The 19,125-nt window shown below is 28.9% G+C and carries 19 protein-coding genes; all 19 read left to right on the top strand.

What is annotated here, in order from left to right; translation table 11 throughout:
• The first annotated feature begins 2 nt into the window (after positions 1–2).
• The 19 genes from QE431_RS19110 (at position 3) to QE431_RS19020 (ending at position 19,123) form a co-directional block, all read left to right on the top strand.
• On the top strand, positions 3–1,049 hold the full coding sequence (locus QE431_RS19110; protein ID WP_307299263.1) for an EpsG family protein: 1,047 nt from the start codon (positions 3–5) through the stop codon (positions 1,047–1,049).
• Positions 1,050–1,073: 24 nt separating this feature from the next.
• Positions 1,074–1,928 carry a glycosyltransferase family 2 protein gene (locus QE431_RS19105; protein ID WP_307299261.1) on the top strand — a complete coding sequence of 285 codons (855 nt, stop codon included), beginning with the start codon at positions 1,074–1,076 and terminating at the stop codon, positions 1,926–1,928.
• A gap of 37 nt (positions 1,929–1,965) precedes the next feature.
• Positions 1,966–2,958, top strand: a complete 993-nt coding sequence (locus tag QE431_RS19100; protein ID WP_307299258.1) for an acyltransferase family protein — start codon at positions 1,966–1,968, stop codon at positions 2,956–2,958.
• A 7-nt stretch (positions 2,959–2,965) separates the two neighbouring features.
• Complete coding sequence (locus QE431_RS19095) at positions 2,966–4,123, top strand: glycosyltransferase family 4 protein (RefSeq protein ID WP_307299255.1); 1,158 nt, start codon at positions 2,966–2,968, stop codon at positions 4,121–4,123.
• Between the two features lie 13 nt (positions 4,124–4,136).
• Positions 4,137–5,030 carry an NAD-dependent epimerase/dehydratase family protein gene (locus QE431_RS19090; protein WP_307299253.1) on the top strand — a complete coding sequence of 298 codons (894 nt, stop codon included), beginning with the start codon at positions 4,137–4,139 and terminating at the stop codon, positions 5,028–5,030.
• A gap of 24 nt (positions 5,031–5,054) precedes the next feature.
• Positions 5,055–6,173 (top strand): GDP-mannose 4,6-dehydratase, encoded by a 1,119-nt coding sequence (gene gmd / locus QE431_RS19085; RefSeq protein ID WP_307299251.1) that lies wholly within the window; start codon positions 5,055–5,057, stop codon positions 6,171–6,173.
• Positions 6,174–6,217: 44 nt separating this feature from the next.
• Positions 6,218–7,150, top strand: a complete 933-nt coding sequence (locus tag QE431_RS19080; protein WP_307299248.1) for a GDP-L-fucose synthase — start codon at positions 6,218–6,220, stop codon at positions 7,148–7,150.
• Positions 7,150–8,109 carry a glycosyltransferase family 4 protein gene (locus QE431_RS19075; protein ID WP_307299245.1) on the top strand — a complete coding sequence of 320 codons (960 nt, stop codon included), beginning with the start codon at positions 7,150–7,152 and terminating at the stop codon, positions 8,107–8,109. The genes QE431_RS19080 and QE431_RS19075 overlap by 1 nt, the downstream gene beginning before the upstream one ends.
• A 2-nt stretch (positions 8,110–8,111) precedes the next feature.
• On the top strand, positions 8,112–8,531 hold the full coding sequence (locus tag QE431_RS19070) for a WxcM-like domain-containing protein (protein ID WP_307299242.1): 420 nt from the start codon (positions 8,112–8,114) through the stop codon (positions 8,529–8,531).
• A 1-nt stretch (position 8,532) separates the two neighbouring features.
• Positions 8,533–9,660, top strand: coding sequence for a DegT/DnrJ/EryC1/StrS aminotransferase family protein (locus QE431_RS19065; protein WP_307299240.1), 1,128 nt, complete (start codon positions 8,533–8,535; stop codon positions 9,658–9,660).
• Positions 9,661–9,674: 14 nt separating this feature from the next.
• Positions 9,675–10,223 carry a dTDP-4-dehydrorhamnose 3,5-epimerase gene (gene rfbC, locus QE431_RS19060; RefSeq protein ID WP_307299237.1) on the top strand — a complete coding sequence of 183 codons (549 nt, stop codon included), beginning with the start codon at positions 9,675–9,677 and terminating at the stop codon, positions 10,221–10,223.
• Positions 10,223–11,068, top strand: coding sequence for a dTDP-4-dehydrorhamnose reductase (gene rfbD, locus QE431_RS19055; protein ID WP_307299235.1), 846 nt, complete (start codon positions 10,223–10,225; stop codon positions 11,066–11,068). Before rfbC ends, rfbD begins: the two co-directional genes overlap by 1 nt.
• A 74-nt stretch (positions 11,069–11,142) precedes the next feature.
• On the top strand, positions 11,143–12,027 hold the full coding sequence (gene rfbA / locus QE431_RS19050) for a glucose-1-phosphate thymidylyltransferase RfbA (protein ID WP_307299231.1): 885 nt from the start codon (positions 11,143–11,145) through the stop codon (positions 12,025–12,027).
• A gap of 85 nt (positions 12,028–12,112) precedes the next feature.
• Positions 12,113–14,080 carry a nucleoside-diphosphate sugar epimerase/dehydratase gene (locus tag QE431_RS19045; protein ID WP_307299229.1) on the top strand — a complete coding sequence of 656 codons (1,968 nt, stop codon included), beginning with the start codon at positions 12,113–12,115 and terminating at the stop codon, positions 14,078–14,080.
• A gap of 133 nt (positions 14,081–14,213) precedes the next feature.
• Positions 14,214–15,077 (top strand): ABC transporter permease, encoded by an 864-nt coding sequence (locus QE431_RS19040; RefSeq protein WP_307299227.1) that lies wholly within the window; start codon positions 14,214–14,216, stop codon positions 15,075–15,077.
• Positions 15,077–16,357: an ABC transporter ATP-binding protein gene (locus QE431_RS19035; RefSeq protein WP_057114879.1), complete on the top strand. Its 1,281-nt coding sequence runs from the start codon at positions 15,077–15,079 to the stop codon at positions 16,355–16,357. The genes QE431_RS19040 and QE431_RS19035 overlap by 1 nt, the downstream gene beginning before the upstream one ends.
• Positions 16,342–17,253 (top strand): glycosyltransferase, encoded by a 912-nt coding sequence (locus QE431_RS19030; protein WP_307299224.1) that lies wholly within the window; start codon positions 16,342–16,344, stop codon positions 17,251–17,253. Before QE431_RS19035 ends, QE431_RS19030 begins: the two co-directional genes overlap by 16 nt.
• The gene (locus QE431_RS19025) at positions 17,250–18,089 is read left to right on the top strand and encodes a polysaccharide pyruvyl transferase family protein (RefSeq protein ID WP_057114877.1); all 840 of its coding nucleotides are present in this window, start codon (positions 17,250–17,252) and stop codon (positions 18,087–18,089) included. The genes QE431_RS19030 and QE431_RS19025 overlap by 4 nt, the downstream gene beginning before the upstream one ends.
• Positions 18,086–19,123, top strand: a complete 1,038-nt coding sequence (locus QE431_RS19020; protein WP_307299219.1) for a hypothetical protein — start codon at positions 18,086–18,088, stop codon at positions 19,121–19,123. Before QE431_RS19025 ends, QE431_RS19020 begins: the two co-directional genes overlap by 4 nt.
• Positions 19,124–19,125: the final 2 nt, after the last annotated feature.

Here is a 19,125-nt window from a genome sequence, read left to right as displayed (position 1 = left end):
TTATGATTTTTTATTTAAGTTTTTTTCTTAGTGTATTGGTTTATGTAATTATTAGTAGATATCTATGGAATAAAAATAGTTTGTCTTCATTATTGTTTCCCTTAATTATTACTGTTTTATTTGCAGGGTTAAGAGGAAATGTTGGAACAGACACTTTTGCATATAAAACTTTTTTCAATTCTTTATGGAACAAAAGTGAAATTACAAGCCAAGGACTGGCTTTTACTTTTGAGCCAGGTTTTGTTCTGTTTTCACATTGTATAAAGATTATTTTTGATGACGATCAATTTTTTCTTTTTTCTTTGGCATGCTTATATGGTTTTTTGTTCTATCGGGTTTTAAAGAAAATTAAAGAAAGAGATTTATTTTTTCTTCTATACGTATCTTCATATTTTGTAATGTTTAATCTCAATTTATTACGTTTCGGAATTGCAATGATGTTTCTAGGATTGTCCTATCTTTCTCAAGGTAAAAAGAATAAATTTTTATATTTTGGTTTGGCAATATCTTTCCATTTTTCATCAATTTTTGCAATATTGCTATACATTAAAAAAGAACATATTGTCAAATATATTGCTGGAGTTATTTTATTTTCGATTTTAACGTTTAATTATATTCAATCAAAACTTGGCGCCTATTTTTTGGATTTTTTTATGAGCGGAAGTTTTCGAATTGAGATGACAATTTTTTTAGAATTAATAGTTTTCTATTTTCTTATAAAATGGAATTCAATTAAGGTTATGGAAAATAATATTTTATATTGTATAATTTTATACTTTTTTTTTAGATGGTTTGGTTATTTAAATGATATTATATCAAGAGTCTCTTTTGTTCTAGGATTTATAATCTATTTAGTCCTTCTGCGTAATAGTATTGATAAAAAATCAAGAATCCTCTTTACTTTTTTAATACTTGTTTACACATATAGATCACTTTCATTTTTATATAATAGTGATAATTCAATCGATGATCTGTTATTTGACTATAACGGAATGAGCTCGCTCTATTCACAAACAAAGTGGCTTCCATATAAATTTTTTTGGGAGTAAATTATAATTAAGAATCTGTAATAAATGAAAGTTACAATAGGCATACCATTTTATAATGCAGAGAAATATTTGCAAGATGCAGTATTATCTGTTATAAATCAAACATACAAAAATTGGAATCTTATATTATTAGATGATGGTAGTAAAGACAATTCCCTACATATTGCAAAATCGTTTGCCAATGAAAGAATTTCTGTTGTTTCTGATGGGATGAATAAAGGTTTAGTGTATAGATTGAATCAAATAGTTGAATTGGCAGATGGAGATTATTATGCTAGAATGGATGCTGATGATATAATGCATTTTGAGAGATTAGAAAAACAAGTCAATTATTTGCAAAATAATCCCGATGCAGATGTAGTTGGATCATCTTATTATGCTATTGATTCTGATAATTCTATTTTAGGTTTTAGAAAAGCAAATCTTAATCCTGAAAGTATAAACGATATTTTTAAAAATGGTTGTTTTGCACATCCTTCAATTATAGGAAAGCTTAATTGGTTTAAAAATAATAAATATGATGGGGCTTGGGAAAGAATGGAAGACTTGGAACTATGGATTAGAACCTTTCCCAAGAGTAAATTTATAAATTTAGAAGAACCATTGTTGTTTTACAGAGTATTTGGTATTCCTGTTTTAAAAAAATATTTAAAATCTAATTTTGGTATAATAAGATTACTTCAGAAGAGAAAAAAATATTCAATTTCGCTATATTCAAGTATTTACTTTTCTATATTATTCTTCTTAAAAATAATAGTCTATTGCATCTTGGATCTGCTAGGAAAAGTAGATGTAGTTTTAAAGAACAGATTTAGCATTTTGGATGACAATCAATCTAGAGATGCAAAAGAAAAATTATTAAAATCAATTGCTAAATAACATTTTTTATGAAAATTATTTTAGTTTATTATAGTATATGAAAGATAGAATACAATCCTTAGATGCAATCAAAGCATTTGCGATTTTTTTAGTTGTTTTTGGACACATGTTGCAGAAGTGTGTTGGGGATGTAGATGACAATTATCTTTTTAAATTGATATATTCATTTCATATGCCACTTTTTATTTTTATAAGTGGATTTGTTTCTTACAGAAAGGATGGCTTAAAAGATAAATATTTAATTAATAAATTTATTGGACTACTTATACCTTATTTTTCGTGGATTTTAGTTTTAATTTTTATAAGCTCCTTTAATAATACATTTGATTTTAAAGATAAATTAATTCAATATTTATTATATCCAGATAATGGTCTATGGTTTTTATGGGTTCTTTTTTGGATGCAATCTGTTTTATATATTTGCTTTTTAGTATCCAAAAAATACCATATTTTATTATTAGGCTTATTTTTTATAATTTATTTTTTTGTGGTATTTTTCTCTGGTATAGATAATATTTTTTGTGTCAAGACTTTTGCTTTTCTTTTCCCTTTTTTCATATTAGGGTATATTTCTAATAAACATATTATTATTTTCAAAAGAGTAATTTTTAAATGGTGGCTGCTTCTTCCATTATTATTAATTATGGCATATTTTTGGCATAGAACAGAAAAAATTAATATTCCAAATATTCCTTTAAATCCAGTTTTAATTACTTATTTATATAAATCAATTATCGGAGTGATTGGGGTCATTGTGGTTTTTGGATTATTTTCAATTTTTAAAAATTTCAATAAAATAGTATTAATGATAGGAAAAAACACGCTTCCTATATATGCTATGAATTTTATATTTATTAATTGGATTGGTTTTGTTCTGATTTTTTTTCAAAATATAATTCTCTTTTATTTTGTTATGCTTATCGTAACTCTATTAGTAATTGCTTGTTCTTTGACTTTTGATTTTTATTTAAAAAAAAGCAAAATACTTAGTCTACTTTTTTTAGGGATAAATTTCAAACAAAAACAATAATTAATATATGAATAATCAATCAATTTTACATGTGGTAAATGTTTATTTTGTTTTGCCATATTTTTTTGGAGACCAGTTTTTATATTTAGAAAAACAAGGTTATGATGTCCATGTAATCTGTAGTCCCTCTGAAAATTTGAAACAATACTCTGAAGACAAAAAGTTTAAATACGCTGAAATTAATATTTTAAGATCATTTTCTATTATCGAAGACATTAAGTCATTATACAATATATGTTTATACATAAAAAAAAATAATATCGAAACTGTTGTAGGGCATACTCCAAAAGGAGCACTGTTGGCCATGATTGCTGGCTCTATTATGAGAGTGAAAAAGCGTATATATTTTAGACATGGGTTACTTTATGAAACAAGTAAAGGTATCAAGAGATCCATTTTAATATTTGCTGAACGGTTTACCTCAATGTGTTCAACTAAAATTGTATGTGTGAGCCCTTCTTTAGCAAAGAAAAGTATTTTAGATAAGTTGAATAATTCTGAGAAACAGATAGTAATAGGTAAGGGAACATGCGGAGGAATAGATTCTCTAAATAAATTTAGCCCTACAAATGTTGATGTTGATTTTGTAAATAATCTTAGGGTAAACTTGAATATCAATAAAGAAGATTTTGTTATCGGTTTTTGTGGGCGTATAGTAAAAGATAAAGGTATAGTAGAACTTGTTGAAGCTTTTATTAAACTTAAATCGTTAAATAAAGATAGAAAATGTAAGCTTTTATTGGTTGGCGGTTTTGAAGAAAGAGATCCATTACCATTAGAAATTGTTAATCGAATAAAAAATGATGATGATATAATTGTTAGTGGTTTTATTTATGAAAACATTGAGTGTTATTATCATTTAATGAGTGTTTATGTTTTACCTTCATATCGTGAAGGTTTTGGAATGAGCGTACTTGAAGCTTCCTCAATGTGTAAACCAGTTCTAACAACCAAAGTAACAGGTTGTGTAGATTCTATCATAGATGGAGAGACAGGATTCTTTGTTGATAATAATTCAAATAGTATTTATCAAAAGTTAATTTATTTGATGGAGTTGAACGATTTAAGTTCAATACAAAAAAAAGGAAGAGATTTTGTTGTTGAAAATTTTGATAACAGAGTATTGTGGCCAATAATTGAAAAACAGCTTTATTCTACAAATTAAATTTTAGATAAGAATGGAAATTGTTATTACAGGAGCATCTGGATTTGTAGGGTCAAACCTTAAAAAATATCTTGAATCTTCTCATGATTTAATAAATTTAAGTATACGTTATAGTAAAGGCCAAAAAATTGAATTAAATGGTGATGTAGTAATTCATCTGGCAGGAAAAGCTCATGATTTAAAAAAGGTTTCTATTCCTGAAGAATATTATGAAGCAAATTTTGAATTAACAAAACAATTATTCGATGCTTTTTTAACTTCAAAGGCATCTGTGTTTATCTTTATGAGTACTGTTAAAGCAGTAGCAGATAAAGTAGAAGGGATATTAACTGAAGAGAATGTTCCTAATCCAAAAACGCATTATGGAATAGCTAAAAATCAAGCAGAACAATACATTTTAAGCAAAGAATTACCTGAAGGAAAAAGAAGTTATATACTTAGACCTTGTATGATTCATGGTCCAGGAAATAAAGGAAATCTTAATTTATTGTACAAGTTAGTAGCAAAAGGAATTCCGTGGCCATTAGGAGCTTTTCAAAATCAAAGATCTTTCTTGAGTATTGAAAATCTATGTTTTGTTGCAAAAGAATTAATAGAAAATGAATCTATTCCTTCAGGTATTTATCAAGTTGCAGATAATCAACCAATGTCTACAAACCAATTGATACTTCTTTTAGGAGAAAGTTTAGAGAAGAAGAGTAGAATTTTAAAATTGTCCAAAAATGTGATAACTTCAATTGCAAAATTAGGCGATGTTTTAAATCTTCCTTTAAATAGTGAACGTTTGCAAAAATTAACTGAAAACTATGTTGTAAGTAATGATAAGATTATCTCAGCAATGGGTAAATCAATGTCAATATCAGCAGAAGAAGGTTTGAAAAAAACCTTTATGTCGTTTAAAAAATAATAGAAAATAAATAAATTATAAAATATGAAAATTGCACTTATAACTGGAATCACAGGACAAGATGGTTCGTACTTAGCCGAATTATTATTGGAAAAAGGATATGAAGTTCATGGGGTGAAAAGAAGAGCATCTTCTTTTAATACACAACGTATTGATCATATTTACCAAGATCAGCACGAAGCACATGTAAATTTTAAATTACATTATGGAGATTTAACAGATTCTACAAATGTTATAAGAATTATTCAAGAAGTGCAACCTGACGAAATCTATAATTTAGGTGCAATGAGTCATGTTAAGGTTTCTTTTGATTCTCCTGAATATGTTGCAAATGTAGATGGAGTTGGAACATTAAGAATTTTAGAAGCTGTACGTATTCTAGGATTAGAAAAGAAAACGCGTATTTATCAAGCATCTACATCTGAATTGTATGGTGGTTTAGCAGAAAATAAAAATGAAAAAGGATTTTATGATGAGAACTCACCTTTTTATCCGCGTTCGCCTTATGGTGTAGCAAAAATTTATGGTTTTTGGATTACAAAAAATTATCGTGAAGCTTATAATATGTTTGCTTGTAACGGAATCCTATTTAACCATGAATCTCCACGTAGAGGGGAAACTTTCGTTACTCGTAAAATAACTATGGCTACAGCAGCTATTGCTCTGGGAGAACAAGAATGTTTGTACTTAGGAAATCTGGAGGCACAACGTGACTGGGGACATGCAAAAGATTATGTTGAGGCTATGTGGCGTATTTTACAGCAAGATGTTGCAGAAGATTATGTTATAGCAATGGGCGAAACTACCTATGTACGTGATTTTGTTAAAATGTCATTTGCAGAGGTAGGAATCGATATTGAATTTAGAGGAGAAGGTGTGGATGAAAAAGGATATGTTGCATCTTGTAGTAATCCTGATTACCAAATCGAAATTGGTAAACAAGTTATTGCTGTAGATCCACAATATTTCCGTCCAACAGAAGTAGACTTGCTTATTGGAGATCCAACAAAATCAAAAACAAAATTAGGATGGGTGCCTAAATATGATTTGGCTGGATTAGTGAGAGAAATGATGGCATGTGATATTGACTATGTAAAGAGAGAAAAAATGTTAAATGAGGTAAGATCAGCTATTAGATATTAATTTAAAAAATAGAATAATTTATTCTTGAATAAGAAATTAAAATTATGAATTTAAAAGATAAAATATATATAGCTGGACATCGTGGAATGGTAGGCTCAGCTATTTTACGTCAATTAAAAGCTAAGGGATATACAAATTTTGTTCTTAAAACTTCTTCTGAGTTAGATTTACGTAATCAACAAGCTGTAGCTGATTTTTTTGCGGAAGAAAAACCGGATTACGTTTTTTTAGCGGCAGCGAAAGTTGGAGGAATTATTGCAAATAATACATATAGAGGAGATTTTATTTATGAAAATCTGATGATACAAAATAATGTAATTCATCAATCATATTTAAATAATGTAAAGAAATTAATGTTTTTAGGATCTTCATGTATTTATCCAAAGATGGCTCCTCAGCCACTAAAGGAAGAATACATGCTAACAGGTGAATTAGAACCTACAAACGAACCTTATGCGATTGCCAAAATTGCAGGAATTAAAATGTGTGATGCATATAGAAACCAATTTGGTTGTAACTTCATTTCGGTTATGCCAACTAATTTATATGGTCCTAATGATAACTACGATTTAAAAAATTCTCACGTTCTTCCAGCAATGCTAAGAAAATTTATTATTGCAAAGCGTAATAATGATACTTCTGTTACTATTTGGGGAACAGGAAGTCCGAAAAGAGAATTTTTGCACGCTGATGACCTTGCAGAAGCTTGTTTCTATTTAATGGAAAATTATAATGAAGAAGGATTAGTAAACATTGGTGTAGGTGAAGATATATCGATTTTAGATTTAGCTATTTTAGTTAAAAAAATAGTTGGTTTTGAAGGTGAAATTCTAACTGATACAACCAAACCAGATGGTACTCCTCGTAAATTAATGGATGTTTCGAAACTGAATGGTTTTGGCTGGAAAGCTAAAACAAGTTTAGAAGAAGGTATTCAAAAAGTTTATGATGAAATAAAAGATACTAACTGGGAATAATGGAATACACAATTTTAGGAATTATTTTAATGATCATAATGCTACTTTATTTTAAAGTAGCTGATGGTTTTAATATAATTGATAAGCCAAATCAACGAAGCTCCCATACAGAGATTACATTACGTGGTGGTGGAATAATTTTCTGGTTTTCAGCATTGATTTACTTTGTACAACATATCCAAAGTAATTATTTTTTCTTTACTGGAATAACTTTAGTCAGTCTGGTTAGCTTTTGGGATGATATTCAAAGTTTATCAAATAAAATCCGAATTTCGATTCATTTTATTTCCATTACTTTGATTTTTTATGATTTGGATTTGTTCAATTTAATTCCAACATGGGGAACTGTAATTACTTATATTTTGGCTATAGGCTTAATAAATGCATATAATTTCATGGATGGGATTAATGGTATTACAGGAGTTTATACCTTAGTTGTAATGGGATCCTTGTTGTATGTAAATACAAGAATTCAACTTTTTGCAGATGGAAATTTCATTAAATATGCAATGATTGCCAGCTTGATTTTTTTATTTTTTAATTACAGGAAAAAAGCAAAATGTTTTGCAGGTGATGTTGGGAGTATTGCAATTGCTTTTTGGGTAATATATCTAACTTTACAAGCAATTCTTGTAACAAAATCACTTGTTTGGCTATTGTTTTTAGCTGTTTATGGAGTAGATGCTATATGTACAATAATCCATCGCTTATATTTAAAGCAAAATATATTTGAAGCACATCGTTTGCATTTTTATCAAATTTTGAGTAATGAATATAAAATACAGCACAGATTGGTAGCCTTGTTTTATGGTATTGTACAGATTCTAATTTCATTTTTAGTTATAAGTCTTTACCAAAAAATAAATGATACGGTTATTTTTTTACTTGTAATTTTTCCTTTGATTATTATTTATTCATCTAAATTTTATTTGTTAAATAAAAGCAATTTAAGATTATAAGCATGAAACCAAAAGTAATTCAGGGATCAAAATTTGAAGATCGCAGAGGAAGTATTTCTTTTGTAAATGACTTTAATTTTTCTGATATCGAAAGATTTTATATCATAAATAACTCTAAAGAAAATCCAATCCGTGCATGGCAAGGGCATAAATTAGATACTAAAAATTTTTATTGTCTTTCAGGATCTTTTAAAATTCATTTTGTAAAAATCGATAATTGGGAAAATCCTTCAAAAAATCTAATTATTGAAACTATATTAGTTTCTGAATCTGATAGTAAAATTGTTCATATTCCTGCGGGTTATGCAAACGCAATTGAATCATTAGAAGAAAATTCAAAATTAATTTCATTTTCTACGTTGCCATTAGCAAATGTAAGCGAGGATGATGTGCGTTATCCATCAGATTATTGGCCAATTTAAAATGAGTAGCAAGAGAATTTATCTGTCGTTATCTCAAGAAAGTGGTTTTGAGCAGCAATATATCAAAAAGGCCTTCGAATCAAATTGGATTACTTCGGGTGGGCCAAATGTAGATCAATTTGAAAATGAACTACAAGATTATTTTGAAGAAGGATCATATATAGCGGCACTGAATTCTGGGACATCAGCGATACACTTAGCATTAATTTTGTTAGGAGTTAAAGATGGAGATGAGGTAATATGTCAAAGCATGACATTTTCGGCATCAGCAAATCCGATTTTATATCAAAATGCAATTCCAGTATTTGTAGATAGCGAAATCGAAACATGGAATATTTGCCCAGAAAATTTAGAGATTGCGATAAAAGATCGAATGTTAAAGGGGAAAAAACCGAAAGCGATAATAGCAGTTCATCTATATGGGATGCCTTACAAAGTAGATGAAGTGCATGCCGTAGCTGAAAAATATGATATTCCAATTATTGAAGATAGTGCAGAAGCTCTTGGAAGTACTTATAAAGATAAAAAATGTGGAACTTTTGGTTCTTTAGGGATTCTATCATTTAATGGTAATAAGATTATTACAACTTCAAGCGGAGGTGCAATCATTTCTAAATCTAAAGAAATAAAAGCAAAAGCGATTTTTTTAGCAACCCAATCAAAAGATCCAGCAGTACACTATCAACATAGCGAAATTGGCTATAATTACAGAATTAGTAACATTTGTGCAGGAATTGGTCTTGGACAAATAAAAGTATTAGAGGGTAATATTAATGCAAGAAGAGAGAATCATTTTTTTTATAGAGAAATTTTTAAAGAGATTAAAAACGCAAAATTTTTTGATAATTTTAATGACGATTTCTTTTCTAATTATTGGTTAAATACAATATTGTTAGAGACGAAAGAAGATAGAGAGGGTTTAAGACTTGCTTTTGATCAAGCAAATATAGAAAGCCGTCCATTATGGAAACCTATGCATTTACAGCCAATTTTCGAGAAATATCCATATTATGGAAATAAAATTGCTGAAGAATTATTTGAAAAAGGATTGTGTTTACCATCAGGATCAAATTTAACAAATCAAGATAAAAATAGAATTGAAGAAGTTATTATCAACTTTTTTAAATGATAATAAATTATAAAATGAAAATTGAAGAAACTTTTATAAAAGATTTAATAATTATAGAGCCAACAGTTTTTGGAGACGATAGAGGATATTTTTTTGAAGCATATAATAAAACTAAATTTAATAATTTAGGCATTGATATCGAATTTGTACAAGATAATCAATCGTTTTCAAAAAAAGGGACATTACGCGGATTGCACTATCAAAATCCTCCTTTTGCACAAACTAAACTAGTTCGTGTTTTGGATGGTGAAATTATTGATGTTGTGGTTGATTTGAGAAAAAAGTCAGCGACTTTTGGAGAATCATTTACTATTGTATTATCTGGAGAAAATAAAAAGCAATTATTTGTACCTCAAGGATTTGCTCATGGTTTTTCTGTGATTAGCGAAACAGCAACAGTAATGTATAAATGTGATCAATTTTACAATAAAGAGTCTGAAGGTGGAATTAAATTTGATGATCCATCATTAAATATTGATTGGGGATTAGAATTAAAAGATCTAATTATCTCAGAAAAAGACCAAATTCTTCCTTTTATAGGAAATTGTAATAGTTTATTTTGATGCAAAAAATTCTTGTTACAGGAGCAAATGGGCAATTAGGATCTGAACTTGAAATTTTATCTAGTTCTTATTCTAATTACGAATGGATATTTGCCGATAGAAAAAAAATTACGTTAGATGATCTAGAGTTACTTAAATCCCAGTTAAATGTTATAAAACCAGATATCATATTTAATTGTGGCGCTTATACTGCTGTTGATAAAGCTGAATCTGAAAAAGAATTAGCATTTAAAATAAATCATTTGGCAGTGGCGTCAATAGCAAAATATGCAGCAGAAAATAAAGTAAAATTAATTCATATTTCGACAGATTATGTTTTCGATGGATTTTCGTCAATAGCTTTAGATGAAGAAGCAAAAACAAATCCAATAAATGTTTATGGAGAAAGTAAACTGAAAGGAGAAATAGCATGTTTGAAAGAAAATCCAGAATCAGTTGTCATCAGAACTTCTTGGGTGTACAGTAAATTTGGAAACAATTTTGTTAAGACCATGAAAAGATTGATGCAGGAGAGAGAGGAGTTAAATGTTGTTAATGATCAAATTGGCTCACCAACTTATGCTGGTGATTTAGCTCAAGTGATGATTGATATACTAGAATCTTTACAATGGATTCCTGGAATTTACAATTATTCAAATGAAGGAGAAATTAGCTGGTATGAATTTGCATTGAGTATCAAAGATTTTGGAGATTATCATTGCAAAATAACAGGAATACCATCATCACTTTATCCAACACCTGCGAGACGTCCTAATTTTTCATTATTGGATAAGACAAAAATAAAAACGATCTACAATCTAAATGTTCCAGATTATAAAGAAAGTTTAAAAAAAATATTTATATAAAAGACAATAGTTTAAAATTTGAATTTTCATTCTGTTTTTTGAATCAAAATTTTAAAATCTAAAATCAAATTTTTATGAAAGGAATTATATTAGCAGGAGGTTCTGGTACTAGATTGCATCCATTAACATTAGCAGTTAGCAAGCAATTAATGCCAGTGTATGATAAGCCAATGATTTATTATCCGTTATCAACTTTGATGATGGCAGGAATTAATGAGATTTTAATCATATCTACTCCTCATGATTTGCCTCATTTTAAAAAGCTTTTAGGTGATGGAAGTTCAATAGGATGCAAATTCAGTTATGCAGAACAACCAAATCCAAATGGGTTAGCACAGGCTTTTGTAATAGGAGAAGAATTTATTGGTAATGATGATGTTGCATTAATATTAGGAGATAATATTTTTTTCGGATCAAATATGCAGGAGCTTTTAAAATCAAATACAAAACCAAATGGAGGTGTAGTTTTTGCATATCATGTTTCAGATCCTGAAAGATATGGGGTGGTTGAATTTGATGAGAATTTTAAAGCAATTTCAATAGAAGAGAAACCAAATGACCCAAAATCAAACTATGCTGTACCCGGTTTATATTTTTATGATAACTCTGTTGTAAAGATAGCTAAGAATATTAAACCAAGTACACGTGGAGAATATGAAATTACGGATGTCAATAGGGTCTATCTTCAAAAAGGACAATTGAAAGTTGGTATACTGAGTAGGGGTACAGCTTGGCTGGACACAGGAACTTTTAATAGTTTAATGCAAGCAGGACAATTTGTGCAGGTTTTAGAAGAAAGACAAGGACTTAAAGTAGGATGTATCGAAGAAATTGCCTGGAGACAAGGATTTATTGATGATAATCAACTTGAAGACCTTTCAAGGCCATTACTGAAATCAGGGTACGGAACTTATTTATTAGATTTTCTAAAACAAAAGAAAAAAGGTGTTAAAATTTAATTTGAACCTCTAATTAATTATTTAAAACCTTTAATTTGTATTTTTGTATACAGTATAAATATTACAAGATTTAAATAAAGTTCAATTGAATACAGATAAACCAAATAATGTAACTTCTTTGTTATATAAAACTTTTTCGCCAAGAAATCTTAGGGCAAACATCAATAATCTGAGCTATCTACCTAGGTGGATTATCATTGCTATTGATGTGATTGTTTTATTTTTTTCATTTTCATTTACTTATTTATTATTTGAGGGTACTGCAATAGGTTATATTATTACGTCACATGATTTTTATTTTGTCACAAGTTTAATACTAGTGAATATATTTTTCTTCTGGCTTTTTAGAACCTATTCGGGAATTATTAGGCATTCTTCTTATATTGATGCGATAAAACTGCTTTTTTCTCAAATGTCAGTTTTAGTTTTCTTCTTGTTTATAAATTTAGTTTTTGAATTGTATACAGGACATAAGGCTTTTTTAAATACGGCTCTATTTATTAATCTAGTTTTATCATTTTGTGGCCTTTTTCTATATCGTGTTGTAGTAAAACAAACATTTGAAATGTACTTTTCTGAAAAGGCTACAACTAAATTAGTTAGAACAGTCATTTATGGTACAGATGCAAATGCAATTTCAGTAGCCAATGCTCTTAAGTTTGAAACACCTTCACGATTTAAAATTGTTGGATTCGTTGACAAGAACAACCAGAATGCATCAAAACGTATGCTGGATCTCCCTATTTTAATTTTAAGAAAAAAACTTCCTGCATTAATGAGATCTGTAGCGGCAGAAGGAGTTATCATCGCAGATAAAAGTTTGAGCAAGGAGGAACAATTAATTATAGTAGATCAATGTTTAGAATTTAATTACAGAGTCTATACAGTTCCATTAATTTCGGATTGGGAAAACCAAAAGGAAATTTCTCAGAAGGTAAAAAATATTCAGATTGAAGATTTATTGGAAAGAAAGCCAATTGTTTTAGATAGTAAATCAATTTCTAAGCAATTAAAAGATAAAACAATCTTAATTACTGGAGCTGCTGGATCTATTGGTAGTGAGATCGTAAGACAGGTATTGAATTTTAATCCTAAAACTGTAATTATTTTAGATCATGCTGAAACGCCATTACATAATTTATGTTTGGAAACACAGGCCATGAATTCTTCTACAAAAATAATAGCCGTAATTGCAGATGTAAGAAGCAAAAAAGCATTAGAAAAAGTTTTTAAAAGTTATAATCCGCATGTAGTTTTCCATGCCGCTGCTTATAAGCATGTGCCTCTTATGGAAGAGAATCCTGCTCAGGCAATTCAAACCAACATAAAGGGGACAAAAAATCTAGCAGATCTTGCATGTAAATACCGTGTGAAGAAATTTGTAATGGTCTCTACAGATAAAGCTGTAAACCCGAGCAATGTAATGGGAGCAAGTAAGCGTATTGCTGAAAAATATGTACAATCTTTATTCTTGAAAAACCAAAAAGAAAACGTAGAAGGCGGGACGAAATTTATCACGACACGTTTTGGAAATGTTCTAGGGTCAAATGGTTCTGTCGTTCCTTTATTTACAAAGCAAATTGCCGAAGGTGGACCAGTTACTATTACTCATCAAGATATTATTCGATATTTTATGACAATTCCTGAAGCTTGTCAACTTGTATTAGAAGCTGGAGCAATGGGTAACGGAGGTGAGATTTATATATTTGATATGGGTAAACCTGTCCGTATAATTGATTTGGCTAAGAAAATGATCAAATTGGCTGGTTTTATACCAGATAAAGAAATAAAAATAAAAATTGTAGGTTTAAGACCTGGTGAAAAGTTATACGAAGAATTATTAAATGATACTTCGAAGACTCTTCCAACATATCATAATAAAATCATGATTGCTCAGGAAATACAAGATGAGTATGAAAATTTACATAATGATGTTGATGAACTTATTGGAATTGCCGATTTTTATGAAAATGACGACATAGTATCTAAAATGAAAAAAATTGTTCCAGAGTTTAAGAGTATGAATTCTACTTTTGAGGTTTTAGATAAGTAATATTAAAATAAAATATCAACAAATATAATCAAAAGGTGTTTTTAATAAACACCTTTTGGTATTTTTAAACAAATTCTAAAATGTTAAAAATCTTGTTAATTTTATAAAAACAAGACATTGTAGTTCTTTTTAAATGGATTCTAAAAACACAAATAACTGGTTGTTTGAAATAACACCCAAGAATAAATTTTTCTCCTTAAACTTTAAGGAGATTTGGCAATACCGTGATTTATTAATGCTTTTTGTAAAGCGTGATATAATTACAGTTTATAAACAGACTATTTTAGGACCGCTTTGGTATCTAATACAACCTTTGTTTACTTCTGTAACTTTTACCATCATATTCAATAATGTCGCTGGAATTAAAACTGGAACTATACCGCCATTCTTATTTAATCTTGCAGGAATTATGGTCTGGAATTATTTTACAGCTTGCTTTACAGGAACATCAGATACTTTTAAGTCTAATGCAGGAATATTCGGTAAGGTTTATTTCCCCAGAATTATTACTCCGTTATCTATAGTGATTTCGAATTTAATCAAATTTGGAATTCAATTTGGAATATTTATTTTCTTTTACATTTTCTTTTATTTTCAAGGAGCACATTTACAACTAAATATATCTATATTATTTTTCCCAATTTTAATTTTATTTATGGGAATTTTAGGGTTAGGTTTGGGGATGATGATTTCTTCAATGGTTACAAAATATCGAGATTTAAATAATTTAGTGGGTTTTGGTGTTCAGCTTTTAATGTATGTATCTGCAGTGATGTATCCAATGGAATTGATAAAAGAAAAACTCCCAAAATTTGGTTGGATCGTTGAATACAATCCATTAGCTTATGTAATAGAAAGTTCTCGTTATATGCTATTGAATATTGGCAGTTTGTCAATTTTAGGTTTAATGTATACAATGATAATTACAATTATTTTTTTCTTTATTGGATTACTAATTTTTAATAGAACAGAAAAGAGCTTTATAGATACCGTATAATGAAAGATATAATATTAAAAGCCGAAAATATTTCTAAACAATATCGTTTAGGACAGGTAGGAACAGGTACTCTGAGTCATGATTTTAACCGATGGTGGCATAAAATTCGAGGAAAAGAAGATCCGTATTTAAAAGTAGGAGACACAAATGATCGTAGTACAAAAGGAACTTCAGATTATGTTTGGGCTTTGCAAGACATTAATTTTGAAGTTGAACGAGGAGAAGTTTTAGGGATTATTGGAAAGAATGGGGCTGGAAAGTCTACACTTTTAAAAATTCTGTCAAAGGTTACAGCGCCAACAACAGGAAGTATTAAATCTAGAGGACGTATTGCTTCTTTATTAGAAGTTGGGACAGGATTTAATGGAGAAATGACAGGACGAGAGAATATATTTCTTAACGGTGCCATTTTAGGAATGACCAAAAAAGAAATTACTTCAAAACTTGATGAAATTATCGAGTTCTCAGGATGTGAGCGTTATATAGATACGCCAGTAAAAAGATATAGCTCTGGGATGACAGTTCGTTTAGCATTTGCTGTTGCAGCTTTTTTGGAACCTGAAATTCTAATTGTAGACGAAGTCTTAGCTGTCGGCGATGCAGAATTTCAAAAGAAAGCAGTTGGAAAAATGCAAGAAATTGCAAAGGGAGAAGGAAGGACTGTTTTATTTGTTAGTCATAATATGGCCGCTGTGCAAGAATTATGTAGTAAAATTATAGTAATGAATCAGGGAGGGATTGAATTTGAAGGAAATGTTGAGAAAGGGATTAATTTTTATTTGTCTTCTAAACTTCAAATAGCTCCTTTTAAAGAATTTATATTACCTGAATTATATAAAGCCAAAATAAACTATTTTGAAATTTTAAATGATAAACGAGAATTAATGACCCAGTTTTCATCAGGGGAACAAATCATTTTTAGAGTTTCAATAAATATAAAATCATTAATCAGAAATCCAACATTTAGTTTGAGATTAAGTGATTTATCAAATGTAAATATTATTACTTGGAGAAGTAACGACTACATAGAAGAGCCTTTGCCTAAAAATAAAGGTGGTCATATGATCATAGAAATTAAAACTCAAAATTTGTACTTATTAGATGGAGTATACACCATTTCAATTAGTGTACTTGATGGTAAAGAACTGCTTGATTTTCATGAGAAATTTCTGGAATTTGAAATTTTTCCTTCTAAGCCAAATAAAGATTTTCATTTTATTACAAAAGAAAAATCATCGAAAAGTTTAATATTTTATCCTGCTGAATGGAATGTCAATTAAGGACAAGATTCTTCGATTTATTCAAAAAAAGGAAAATTCTAAAAAGAATTAGAAATTATCAGATAAAAGAAATTTCTAGAATAGCTGTTATTTATTATATCCCGAAGACCAATACCGAAAAATATAATAATTGGAGCGATGGTTTTACAAGTGCAGTAAAATTACTTGATGATGAATTTAATGTTACTTGGATTAATCTTGCAGATCAAAAGCCAACGGCAACAGATTTAAATGCTTTTGATTTTTTGATTGTAAAAAGTTGTTGGAATTGGATTGTTGATCGTTATATTCGATCTCTTGAATGTTTAAATACACCACGAGGTATTATGATATCATGCTCAAAAAAAAGCATACAAAGAGAATGGATGTTTTTTTACGATATTTTGTGGTACGAGACCAATTGGTATAAAGAATATATTGCTGCTCATCCATATGTGTATCATGCTTTTGGAATAAATTCTGAAGTATTTCATAATAGAAATTTAGATAAAATATATGATGTAGTAAGCATAGGAGCTTTAACAGCGTATAAAAGACACAATGAAATTCTTAAAATACCAGGGCAAAATAAACTAGTAATAGGAAATAAGAATGAAAAAGATTCCCAACAGATTATTGATGAGTTGGAAAAAGAATCGGTTAATGTCTTAGATTATGTTTCCCAAGAAAAATTATCAATAATTTTAAACCAAACGAAATTAGTTTATATCCCAGCGGAAGTAGATGGTGGAGGTGAAAGAGCAGTTCTTGAAGCGCGAAAGTGCGGTGCTGAAGTTCTAGTTCAAAAAGATAATCCCAAGCTGGAGGAACTGTTAAAAGGAGAAGTTTGGGATCAATTTTATTATTCAAATCAATTGAAAAAAGGAATTTTTGATATCCAAAATAAGCTCTCATGAATTTAATCTATTTTAAGACACAAGTTGGAAATTTTGGCGATGATTTAAATCCATGGATTTGGGAAAAACTTTTTGGGGATTTTGAATCTTATGACAAGAATATAGATTTTGTCGGGATTGGTTCTATATTAGATGGAAGACTAAATAAAGGAAATCAAGTAAAGGTGATTTTTGGATCAGGTATTCGGGATTTTCAGTTTACTTGTAATGAAAATATAGATATAAGATTTGTTAGAGGCCCAATTTCTTCTAAATACTTAAACAATGCAACTTATATTACAGATAGCGCTTACTGTTTAGCTTTACTCGAAAAGAATTATAGTAATCAAGAAAAAAAATATAATTGTTCAATTATTCCTTATTTTAGACATATTAAAATAATAAATTGGAAATTATTTGAAAAGTTGACAGGTATACATGTTATTTTACCTAATAATACAATTGAAAATATACTTGAAGAAATAGGCGCTAGCAAAAAAATTATTGCAGGTGCTATGCACGGGGCAATAATTGCAGATATCTTAAGAGTTCCTTGGAAAAGATTGAGATTAGGTAAACATGGTTATGAAAGTCTTTTAACATCTGAAATTAAATGGTGTGATTGGCTTTATTCAATGGAAATCTTTGAAGAAATTGAAATACTAGAAATCAATGATAAGCTATTTAAAAATTCAAGAATTGCAAACTTCGTTTCTGGAAGAATTCAATTTTTTGAACTATTAAAAAAGATTAATTCTAAAGGGAAATTTTATTTGTCTTCAAATAAAGTTTTTGATTGTAAGATTGATCAATTGAAAAAAGAAGTTGAAAGGTTTATTTTTGATTATAAAAGATGAAAATTTTTTTGCCATTTCCCAAAGATGCAAACAATTATTTTGATGAAATAATTAAATATAGCGCATCAGAATTTGTATTTGATCATTATTTAAATTATGATTCTTCATTCGAGATTGTAAATATTCATTGGCCTGAAAGCATTTTTAATTGGAAGTCGTTTTCTCTCGAAGAACTAAATAATTTTGAGAGAGCTTTTTTATATTGGAAGAAACATTCGAAAATTATTTATACAGTTCATAACCTAAAACCCCATAGTGAATACAATATAAATCATAAAAGATTGTACAAACTTGTTACTGAAAATGCAGATGTATTTATTCATTTAGGAGAGTATAGTAAGGAAATGTTTGAAAAACAGTATACAAATGCTGTTCATTACCTTGTTAGGCACCCGCTATATATCAATTCCTTTTCTGTATTTAATGAATACGAGGCAAGAAACTTGTTAAAAATCCAAAGTGATGCATTGGTGATTATTGCACCTGGGAGAATTAGAAATAAAGCTGAAAAAAAAATGATTATGACGGCTTTTGGAGCAATCAGAAATAAAAAGAAAATACTAATTGTTCCGAATATGTACAAAAAAAATATCTGGAACAAGCTTCCTGGATATTATAAATTTAAAAAAATATTTAGCAGACCAATCCTAAAAAAAAGTATAGATCCAAAGTTTTTTTTTCGAAACGAGTATCAAAGTCATCTAGAATTAGCATTAATGATGTCTGCTGCAGATCTTGTATTTGTTCCCAGAATAGAGATTTTAAATTCTGGAAATGTTTTTCTTGGACTTACTTATGGAAAAATGATTGTTGGACCAGATCAAGGAAATATAAAAGAGCATTTAGAAATGTTTGATTTCCCTATTTTTAATCCTCACTCTCCTAAATCAGTAAAAAAAGCAATCATTGAGGGAGTGAAAATGTTAGAGAAAAAGAATCATAAAATTAATTCAATAGCTCTAGAAGCTTTTTATCCAAATAACGTAGCTGCTCAATTCGATAATTTAATAAAAAAAATTGCTTCGGGAATATAATA

The organism is Flavobacterium sp. SORGH_AS_0622 (assembly GCF_030818825.1).
In the GTDB taxonomy this organism is placed as follows: domain Bacteria; phylum Bacteroidota; class Bacteroidia; order Flavobacteriales; family Flavobacteriaceae; genus Flavobacterium.
The sequence above is the reverse complement of the archived record's forward strand: the minus strand, read 5'-3'. Positions and strand labels throughout refer to the sequence as shown.

Bases quoted from the DNA above. Each gene is read 5' to 3' on its own strand.
- QE431_RS19020 (WP_307299219.1), top strand. From the start codon at position 18,086: ATGAAAATTTTTTTGCCATTTCCCAAAGATGCAAACAATTATTTTGAT.
- QE431_RS19105 (WP_307299261.1), top strand. From the start codon at position 1,074: ATGAAAGTTACAATAGGCATACCATTTTATAATGCAGAGAAATATTTG.
- QE431_RS19030 (WP_307299224.1), top strand. From the start codon at position 16,342: ATGGAATGTCAATTAAGGACAAGATTCTTCGATTTATTCAAAAAAAGG.
- QE431_RS19040 (WP_307299227.1), top strand. From the start codon at position 14,214: ATGGATTCTAAAAACACAAATAACTGGTTGTTTGAAATAACACCCAAG.
- rfbC (WP_307299237.1), top strand. From the start codon at position 9,675: ATGAAAATTGAAGAAACTTTTATAAAAGATTTAATAATTATAGAGCCA.
- QE431_RS19100 (WP_307299258.1), top strand. From the start codon at position 1,966: ATGAAAGATAGAATACAATCCTTAGATGCAATCAAAGCATTTGCGATT.
- QE431_RS19075 (WP_307299245.1), top strand. From the start codon at position 7,150: ATGGAATACACAATTTTAGGAATTATTTTAATGATCATAATGCTACTT.
- QE431_RS19070 (WP_307299242.1), top strand. From the start codon at position 8,112: ATGAAACCAAAAGTAATTCAGGGATCAAAATTTGAAGATCGCAGAGGA.
- rfbD (WP_307299235.1), top strand. From the start codon at position 10,223: ATGCAAAAAATTCTTGTTACAGGAGCAAATGGGCAATTAGGATCTGAA.
- gmd (WP_307299251.1), top strand. From the start codon at position 5,055: ATGAAAATTGCACTTATAACTGGAATCACAGGACAAGATGGTTCGTAC.
- QE431_RS19090 (WP_307299253.1), top strand. From the start codon at position 4,137: ATGGAAATTGTTATTACAGGAGCATCTGGATTTGTAGGGTCAAACCTT.
- rfbA (WP_307299231.1), top strand. From the start codon at position 11,143: ATGAAAGGAATTATATTAGCAGGAGGTTCTGGTACTAGATTGCATCCA.
- QE431_RS19080 (WP_307299248.1), top strand. From the start codon at position 6,218: ATGAATTTAAAAGATAAAATATATATAGCTGGACATCGTGGAATGGTA.
- QE431_RS19035 (WP_057114879.1), top strand. From the start codon at position 15,077: ATGAAAGATATAATATTAAAAGCCGAAAATATTTCTAAACAATATCGT.
- QE431_RS19065 (WP_307299240.1), top strand. From the start codon at position 8,533: ATGAGTAGCAAGAGAATTTATCTGTCGTTATCTCAAGAAAGTGGTTTT.
- QE431_RS19110 (WP_307299263.1), top strand. From the start codon at position 3: ATGATTTTTTATTTAAGTTTTTTTCTTAGTGTATTGGTTTATGTAATT.
- QE431_RS19025 (WP_057114877.1), top strand. From the start codon at position 17,250: ATGAATTTAATCTATTTTAAGACACAAGTTGGAAATTTTGGCGATGAT.
- QE431_RS19095 (WP_307299255.1), top strand. From the start codon at position 2,966: ATGAATAATCAATCAATTTTACATGTGGTAAATGTTTATTTTGTTTTG.